The following is an 8,906-nucleotide window of genomic DNA, read 5'->3' as shown; positions in this document are numbered from 1 at the left end:
CAGCCTTTTGGAGCGGAGATTTTGCCGATTGGAAAAAGGCAGAGGAGCTGGCGCTTGAAGATGTACCGGTCGTATGGCTTGTCAATATACCTCAAGTGTATTATGTAAAAGAGGGCTTGCGAATAGGAAAGAATCATGCGCCTTCAGCCTCTCCTCTTTCCATTCTGAATGGTGCGGAGGATTGGCGTCTGGAATAGAGAATAAATGGATGAAATGAAAGGAAAGCCGCTTTGATTGACGAATCAAAGCGGCTTCTTTTCTATCGTTCAGCATGCGGGGACAATGACTTATTATTTGCCTTTGATTGAATGGGAGCTGATTCATCCGCCCGTTTTGGCTTCTTGATGAAGAAGGCAAGCACGAGTGCTAGGATGGCGATGAAGAAGGCAACAAAGAAAGCATCATTAATGCCGTTCAATGTGGCTTGTATGCCAATTTCTGCTTTCATATTGGCCAGGGTCTGTGCATCCGGTTGTTCGGTAAGATTTTGCATGGCTTTTGCAGTCAATTCCTCGGCATGCTGCTTTGCTCTAGAGGACATGACGGATACAAGAAGAGCGGAGCCAATAGCAGCCGATACTTGATTCAGCGTGTTGTTAATGGCTGTCCCATGTGGGTTCAGCCTTGCAGGCAGTGAATTCATTCCGTTTGTGACAACAGGCATCATAACCATCGACATACCGAGCATGCGAACAGAATACAAGACAATTAACGAAGAATACTCAGTATCAATCGACAGATTATAGAAGAAGTAGGTGGTAGCTACCGTAATCGATAAACCGATGATGGCTAACAGCCGGCCGCCGAATTTATCGAACAGCTTGCCGGTGATTGGCGACATAATTCCCATGATAATGGCTCCCGGCAGCATCAATAGGCCCGAATGAAACGGAGAGATGCCTCGCAGGGTCTGCAGGTATATAGGCATGAGAATCATGGCTGAAAACATCGCCATATTGATGACAATCGCAATGGCCGATGACAAAGCAAACATCGGATATTTGTATACACGGAAATCAAGCATAGGTTTATCAATCAAAGCTTGACGTACGACAAGGATAATCAGTCCGATGACACCCGCAATGATTGTGCCGTAAACCATAGGTGAATCCCATCCTTTATCACCTGCTGAGCTAAATCCGTACAATAATCCTCCAAAACCAATGGAGGAGAGCAGGACAGATAACTGGTCCAAATGGGTTTCCATTGATTTCTTTTTATCTTTCAGCTTAAAGAAAGCGAGCAGGATGACAAGGAGGGCAATTGGGATAATCATATAAAACAAATACCGCCATTCATAATGCTCAATAATCCAGCCTGATAGGGTTGGTCCAATGGCTGGGGCGAATATCATGACAAGTCCCATCACTCCCATGGCGCTGCCGCGTTTTTCGATTGGGAAGCTTGAAAGCAGCACATTCATCAAAAGAGGCATCATGATTGCAGACCCGGAAGCTTGAATCATTCTTCCGGTGAGCAAAACGGCAAAAGTTGGTGATAGCGCGCTTGTAATGGTGCCGATAGTAAAGAGAAGCATGGCTGCCAGGAATAATTGACGGACAGAAAATTTTTGGATCAAGTAAGCTGTCGTTGGAATGAGTACACCGTTAACAAGCATATATCCGGTTGCCAGCCATTGAATAGTCGTTGCCTTTACGTCAAAATCAGCCATCATCGACGGTAGTGCGACATTCAATAATGTTGAGTTCAAAATGGAGACGAAGGCACCGGCTAAAATGATTCCAATAATTAAGAAATTCGGGCGGACGTTCTCTGCGGAGGATGCGTTCATATATCTAACTCCTTTTCATTTTGACTATGTGTTCATTTTTTATACTCGTATTCCATGAACCACATAATACTACCTTTTACAGGAAATGGCAATGAAAAAACACAGAATATATTCATTTGTTATCTTGGATGGAATGGTCTAATATACTCACTAAGAAGAAATTTATTAAAAGAATGGGTTGAGGCTTGATTTGAATGAACGAAAAAGACAGGTAATCACTCACGCAAAGCGATTATTTCTAGAAAAGGGCTATCGGAATACATCCATTCAAGACATTTTGGAGGACAGCAATATATCACGCGGTACCTTTTATAATTATTTCCCGAGCAAGGTGGATCTCTTTAAGGCGGTGTATGATTCCTTTCTTGAGGAGCATCATGCACGCCGGGACGAATTGCTTTTTGGCCATGACCTCGGCGATATGGAGATATTCATCGGGCAATTGAAGCTGCATATCACATCCTCCTTTCACAACCGCTTCTTCCTCTTGATTGATGATGTCATGAGCTCAAATGAACAAGATGTGAAGGACTTTATTAAACAAACGAGATGGCTGTATATCAATTGGCTGCGTAATCGTCTGGCAGATGTCTTCGGGGACGACAAAAAACCGTATTTGCTAGACTGTGCCATTATCCTTGGTTCACTGCTTCAGCATTATATGTGGTTCTATGTTACGGCAAAGGGAGAAGAACGGATTGATGAGGTTATTCGATATTGTGTAAGAGCTGTGGAAGTCATCCTCGAGGATGTCAGTGAGAAAGACCGTCAAATGCTTGAGCCTGAAGTGCTGGATTCCTTTATCCCAGCCGGGCCTAAAGGAAGCAGAGACCTTCGCTATGAGTTCCTCCAGAAGATGAACCAGCTAAAGCGGACAATCGGCCATGATTTAGAAGAGCATGAGCGGAGCGGCTATGTCCAAATGCTCGATTTCATTCAGGATGAGATGATGCACCAGCGTCATCCCCGGCCTGTATTGGTTAAAACCATCCTTGATTCCTTAAGCAAAGAGAGGTATTTTCAGCGCTTGGATGTGTTTGACCGTTTTAAAGAACTAGTGGGTATATGGCTGGAAAACGTAACGGAGTAAGGGCCTGTCTATGTACAGCCCTTTTTTTGATGCGTGATGAGTTGGAGAGCCATCGACGTTATCTGATAAAATGGATATATAGTAGATAAGGGAGTGAGGATGATGAAGGAGATGCAGTCGCTTTCAATGGAGAAACTGCTCGAGGAAATTCGCTATGACCAGGGAAGATATCCGAGGGAAGCGTTAGATGAATTAATCAAGCGCCGGGAAGAATCCATTCCAGAGCTGTTAAAAATCGTTGAATTGGTCTCGGTTTCACCAGGCTTATTTACAGATACGCCTAGTCGCTTTGATCATATCTATGCTGTGTTGCTGTTAAGCCAGTTTCAAGCTGCGGATGCCTTTGCCCCATACTTACGTACATTACAATTACCGGATGATACCGCCTTTACTTTATATGGGGATTTGCTGACAAACTGCGGCGGCCGAATCCTTGCCAATCTATACAGCGGTTTAGCTGTCATGGAGAGTGATTTAGTATCCTTCCCTGAACTTGATGCCATCTTCGATTTAATTGACGATACTTCATTGGATGAACTTATTCGAGGTGTCGGCTTCCAAGCCATTACGGCATTAGTGAGACAGAAAAAGATATCGAGAGAATTGATTCAATACTATTATCATGATCTTCTGCAGGGAGATTTGGATGATGAATCCGGCATTCTCTATACCCTGCTGATTGACTCCTGTATGGAGCTTGATTTCAGGGAGCTGAGTGATGACATCATGAGTGTTTTTGAAGAGAAAAGGGCAGATGGCTCCATGATTGCTCCGGATGATGTGGAGGCCCATTTTAATGACGGAACAATGCTTGATAAGGAAGATCAATACAAGCCGATTACCAATGTTCATGAGGAGCTGGATGGATGGTATGAATGGGGGCGTTGATTCTAAGCAGACGAAGCCCGCTCCAAGCTAGACTGGAGCGGGCTTGTTTGCCAAATTGGCTGTTACATTTCGAGCTCAACCGCCTGCTCGAGTGCTTCTTTAGGAACGGTGATTGAGTCGATTGTATTGTAGTCTGAATAAGTGGTGTCAATAGCCTGTTTAAGGGTGACCTTTTGTCCTTCTGCCTTCATGTTGATATTCATAACGATATTCATTTGGCTTGGGAGATAGGTCTCTTTATCGACAAATATTTCATATTCAATTCCGTTAATCTCTAAGTCTTGTACATCCGGCATTTCAACTGCTCCAGAGGAAAGCTCCTTTTGGACAAGTGAATTGAACTTCTCATCATCAGCATCAAGTGTGAGGATGAATTCCTTATCATTTTGCTTAAAAGTAAAATCATTAATATAGGATTGAAGCTCACTTAATGTTTGGGTTTGATCCAATCCGGATTGTGCCTCCATCTGGGCCATTAATTGTTCGTGGCCTTCGCTGTATTTCATCCAAACCTTTTGGGCGGGATCGTACATGTAGAAGCCCTCTTCTGTGATGTACTGCTCGGTCGAAATCGATTCGCCGTCAATGGTCATCTCTATCTTTTGCTCTAGACCGATAGGCTTTTGGACGAATTTGGAGTGAATGGTGGAGTGTGTTGGAACCGGCTCATTATCACCCTCGATGATTTCCTGCTCCATTTCCATATCCATGACAAAGCTGTTGATATCCTCGGAAGCTTCCATCATTTTATCGTACACTTCCTTAATCGTAAGCTCTGATTCGTTGCTGCCGTTTTTGTTCGTTTGTTTGCTCTCACTCTCGTTAACAGGCTCTGCTGTTTCACTGCATGCGACGAGCAGGACCATGGAGAGTATGGAAACAGACAAGGCGGACAAGACACGTTTCATCAAATTGCTTCCTCCCTTTGTTGTTTGAGGAGGCTGGCCAGCCCCCTATCTGCAAGCTTTCTTAATGAAGCACCGCAAAAACACAGCCAATTAATCACTATGTCATTTGAAACTCCATTATGTAAGGACAGCAGATTTATTTTATGTAAGAAGCATACCACAAACATTTTAAAGATTGTAAAAATATGAGAAAATTGAGAGAACTTTTTGGAAAAGGAGTCGATTGAGATGCTTCGTAAGCCAAAGAAATTACAGGCAGGCGATCGTATTGTGACAGTGAGTCTCTCATCTGGAATGGCCGGTGAATCAGAGTTTCTTGCCCGCTATCAGCGTGGAATCAACAGGGTGGAAAAGCTATTTGGTCTTAACGTATCAGAGCTGCCTCATACTTTAAAGGGGGAGGTATATGTCTATCAGCATCCTGAGGAACGGGCAAGAGATCTGACTCATGCATTCCGTGATGAGTCTGTGAAGGGAATCTTCTCATGTATTGGCGGAGAAGACAGCATTCGAATGATTCCCTATGTGGATTATGAAGCAATCCGCCAAAATCCAAAAATCTTTCTTGGTTACTCGGATTCGACTATTACTCATTTAATCTGTTATAAAGCTGGGGTCATGAGCTATTACGGTCCGTCTATTCTAGCGGAATTCGCAGAAAACGGCGCTCTTTTTCCGTACACGGAGAAGTGGGTGAGAAAGGTGCTCTTCTCAGATGAGCCAATTGGAGAAGTCGAGCCTCCGGCAGAATGGACGAGCGAATTCATCCCTTGGGAAGGGAGTGAAGAGCGGCCGAGAAGAATGCAGCCAAGCGGGGATTATGAAGTACTGCAAGGCGCGGGGATTAGGAATGGCCGTTTGCTAGGCGGCTGTATGGAAGTGCTTGAAATGGCGAAGGGAACGGAAGTATGGCCAGACAAGGCAGAGTGGGATGGGAAACTCATCTTTTTTGAGACGTCAGAAGAGAAAACGGCCCCTGGTATGCTGCGAAGATGGCTTCGGAATTACGGCGTGCAGGGCATCCTGGAAAATGCAGCAGGGCTGCTGTTTGCCAAGCCGTATGATGAACAATATTATGAAGAATATAAGGAAGTAATTCTTGAGGTCGTCCGCGATGAGCTAGGATTAAGCGACCTTCCAATATTTTATAATATGAGCTTTGGACATACTGCTCCGATGGCTGTCATGCCTTATGGAGCAATGGCAGAAATTGATTGTGAACAAAAATCGTTTCGCATAGTAGAATCAGGCGTAAGCTAACAAATAATGATTACCGATGATGGAGATTAGTTTTAGATGATTGTTGTGATAGATAATTATGATTCGTTTACGTATAACTTAGTAGAATACTTAAGGCAGCTTGGCAAAGAAATGACGATTCTCAAAAATGATGAATGTACAATCCGGGATATTGAGAGACTCAAACCAAGCGGAATCTTACTCTCGCCAGGACCCGGCAATCCAGATCAGGCTGGCATCTGTCTTGATGTACTTGAGGCATTTTGCGGAAAGGTGCCGATTCTTGGTGTTTGTCTCGGACATCAGCTCATTGGCCAATTCTTTGGCGGTGAAGTGGTAAAGGCAAAAAGACCGATGCATGGAAAGGTTTCACAAATTAGCCATGATGGGAAGTCTGTCTTCCGCGGATTGCCAAACCGAGTTTCTGTGGCGAGGTATCATTCATTGATTGTCTGCCCTCATACGCTGCCAGATTGTCTTGAGGTAACGGCCTTAAGTCCTGAAGGGGAAATAATGGGCCTTCGTCATAAAGCATACCAGGTTGAAGGTGTGCAGTTCCATCCAGAGGCCATTTTGACGGAGTATGGCTTAGATATGATCAATCAATTTTTCGAGGAGAACAAATCATGCTGATATTCGATTTCGCGGGGACTGACAACATAATAAAGAGACAGGTATTTGATCAGCCGGTTGAGGTCCTTTCAACGGACTTGCTCGAGGAGGTTCCAGTGATTTTGGAGAAGGTGCAGGCTGCCGTTGACAACGGGTATTATGCAGCAGGGTATGTATCGTATGAAGCAGCGCCTGCTTTTGATGCAGCTCTTGCTTCAGTGCCGTCTGAGATGCCGCTCGTTTGGTTCGGGCTCTATGAACAAGCAGGCGAAGCAGTGCCAGCAGCTGATGGAGAATATACGGTATCGGAATGGACTCCTTCTATTAAGCGGGAAAAATATGCAGAGGCGATTTCTGCGATAAAAGGCCGAATCGAAAATGGTGATACGTATCAGGTGAATTATACGATACGGTTGAATGCCTCCTTCAAGGGAGATTCGCTCAAATTTTATCATGATTTAGCTGCTGCCCAGTCGGCACGTTATTCTGCTTATTTGGAGACGGATGACTATACCGTGATATCGGCGTCGCCTGAGTTATTCTTTCAGATGAAGGACCGCCATATTACAGCTCGCCCAATGAAGGGAACGGTCAAGCGCGGAACGACATGGGAGGATGACAAAGGAAAGGCGGAGTGGCTTGCAGCCTCTGAAAAGAATCAGGCAGAGAATGTGATGATTGTGGATTTATTACGAAATGATTTGAGCAAGATTGCGAAGAAAGGCACCGTGAAGGTTCCACAATTATTTGATATCGAGAAATACCCGACTGTCTATCAAATGACCTCAACTGTAACAGCCGAGGTCGAGGATTCCGCGGGGCTTCTGGATATTTTTCAGGCCTTATTCCCATGCGGCTCCATTACTGGTGCTCCAAAGGTGAAGACGATGGAAATTATCTCTGAGCTTGAGGAAAAGCCACGTGAGGTCTATTGTGGTGCCATCGGGTATTTATCACCAAACGGAGAGACTGTCTTCAATGTCCCGATTCGTACAGTCGTCGTCCATAACCCTACCGGCCGGGCAGAATATGGTGTTGGCGGGGGAATAACCTGGGATTCCGAGGCAGGAGATGAATATGAGGAAACGGTCGCGAAGGCTGCCGTTTTGCGGAAGAAGGCTGTCCAATTTGATCTCCTTGAATCCATTGCTCTTGAGAATGGCTGCTTTTATTTGCTTGACGAGCATATGAATCGCATGCAAAAATCTGCTGATTACTTTGGCTTTCCATTCTCCGTGGAGACAGCTCGCCAATCCTTAGCTGAGGTAGCTGAGGCTCATCGGGAGGGGCTTTATAAGGTACGCTTGCTATCTAGTCGGAGCGGTCTTTTTAAATGGGATGCGGTTCCAATCGAACCGGTGAAAGGAAGGCAGAAGGCAGCCTTAGCTAAGGAGCCAGTATTAAGCGGGAATCCTTTCCTTTATCATAAGACAACGAATCGGACCGTATATGAAGAACGGAAAGATGTGAGTTCCACTGTCTTTGATGTACTTCTATGGAATGAAAAAGGGGAATTGACTGAGTTTACAAATGGAAATATGGTTGTTGAAATGGATGGCTGTTTGTACACGCCGCCTGTTAGCTGCGGTCTGCTTGGCGGGACCTTCCGCGAACGGCTGTTAACGGAAGGAGCAATCGAGGAGAAAGTCCTCCGTATCGAAGATTTACAGGTATGCTCGAAGGTATGGCTAATCAATAGTGTGCGTAAATGGATTGAGGTGGAATTTACACCTGAGAATGATTGAAGCGTGAAACAGGCTGGAGTAATCAATATGATGTTGCTCCGCCTGTTTTTTGCTTATATTACATATAAATCAGTTAGAAAGAATGAAGGGGATTACCGGATAAATGTGGTAATATTTAACGAAAGAGGATTTGGTTCGAACAATCAAAGAATGAAACAAGGAAGGTGGACAAAATGAAGTTATCCTTAACAGATTCTGAGAAACAAAAGCTGCGCACTTCTCGGATCAAGGTGGCAGAGATTGCTCATACGACACCGCAGGCGTTAAGTGAGATACTCGGCTGCGAGCAAGCAAGAGCAGAAAGACTTATCGCGCTTGCTCAGTTTCAGCAAATTCCATCGATTGGGCCCCGTGCTGCCAAAATGATGGTTCAGCATCTAGGTTTTTATTCTTTAGAGGAAGTAAAGGATGAGGAACCGGCTCAATTGCTTGATTTATTCGAAAGCAGAATCGGCCACCGAGTGGACCCTTGTGTAGAAGACCAAATCAGGTGTATTGTCCACCACGCGAATGAACCTGCCAGCCGGCGTGAATGGCCGGATTTCACAAAGGAACGGAAAACATACCGTGATTCACGCGGGTATCCAAAAGATAGGCCAAAAGCGCGAGAATGAGAACAGAGGAGGGATAGG

General features: G+C 44.9%; 8 protein-coding genes and 1 pseudogene. 7 read left to right on the top strand and 2 right to left on the bottom strand.

What is annotated here, in order from left to right; all coding sequences use genetic code 11:
* Positions 1-197, top strand: a pseudogene (locus tag ACI35L_RS15920) (ABC transporter substrate-binding protein); the annotation flags it as partial.
* A 62-nt stretch (positions 198-259) separates the two neighbouring features.
* Here ACI35L_RS15920 and ACI35L_RS15915 read toward each other — a convergent pair.
* Complete coding sequence (locus ACI35L_RS15915; protein WP_439803288.1) at positions 260-1,792, bottom strand: DHA2 family efflux MFS transporter permease subunit; 1,533 nt, start codon at positions 1,790-1,792, stop codon at positions 260-262.
* Between the two features lie 190 nt (positions 1,793-1,982).
* Here ACI35L_RS15915 and ACI35L_RS15910 point away from each other — a divergent pair, with 190 nt between their 5' ends.
* Both ACI35L_RS15910 and ACI35L_RS15905 read left to right on the top strand, forming a co-directional pair.
* The gene (locus ACI35L_RS15910) at positions 1,983-2,882 is read left to right on the top strand and encodes a TetR/AcrR family transcriptional regulator (protein WP_439803287.1); all 900 of its coding nucleotides are present in this window, start codon (positions 1,983-1,985) and stop codon (positions 2,880-2,882) included.
* 99 nt (positions 2,883-2,981) lie between these two features.
* On the top strand, positions 2,982-3,770 hold the full coding sequence (locus ACI35L_RS15905; RefSeq protein ID WP_439803286.1) for a DUF1186 domain-containing protein: 789 nt from the start codon (positions 2,982-2,984) through the stop codon (positions 3,768-3,770).
* 62 nt (positions 3,771-3,832) lie between these two features.
* Here the strand turns inward: ACI35L_RS15905 and ACI35L_RS15900 are convergent, their stop codons facing one another.
* Positions 3,833-4,678: a DUF6612 family protein gene (locus ACI35L_RS15900; RefSeq protein ID WP_049672136.1), complete on the bottom strand. Its 846-nt coding sequence runs from the start codon at positions 4,676-4,678 to the stop codon at positions 3,833-3,835.
* Positions 4,679-4,906: 228 nt separating this feature from the next.
* Between ACI35L_RS15900 and ACI35L_RS15895 the strand changes: the two genes are divergently transcribed.
* From ACI35L_RS15895 to ACI35L_RS15880, 4 genes are all read left to right on the top strand, one after another.
* On the top strand, positions 4,907-5,938 hold the full coding sequence (locus ACI35L_RS15895) for a S66 family peptidase (protein ID WP_439803285.1): 1,032 nt from the start codon (positions 4,907-4,909) through the stop codon (positions 5,936-5,938).
* Between the two features lie 36 nt (positions 5,939-5,974).
* The gene (locus ACI35L_RS15890; RefSeq protein WP_439803284.1) at positions 5,975-6,550 is read left to right on the top strand and encodes an anthranilate synthase component II; all 576 of its coding nucleotides are present in this window, start codon (positions 5,975-5,977) and stop codon (positions 6,548-6,550) included.
* Complete coding sequence (gene pabB / locus ACI35L_RS15885) at positions 6,544-8,274, top strand: aminodeoxychorismate synthase component I (RefSeq protein ID WP_439803283.1); 1,731 nt, start codon at positions 6,544-6,546, stop codon at positions 8,272-8,274. Before ACI35L_RS15890 ends, pabB begins: the two co-directional genes overlap by 7 nt.
* Positions 8,275-8,447: 173 nt before the next feature.
* Positions 8,448-8,888, top strand: coding sequence for a helix-hairpin-helix domain-containing protein (locus tag ACI35L_RS15880; protein WP_439803282.1), 441 nt, complete (start codon positions 8,448-8,450; stop codon positions 8,886-8,888).
* Positions 8,889-8,906: the final 18 nt, after the last annotated feature.

This window comes from Pradoshia sp. (assembly GCF_051873915.1).
Classification (GTDB): Bacteria; Bacillota; Bacilli; order Bacillales; family Pradoshiaceae; genus Pradoshia.
Note: the sequence above shows the minus strand (reverse complement) of the source record. Positions and strands in the feature narration are given on the sequence as shown.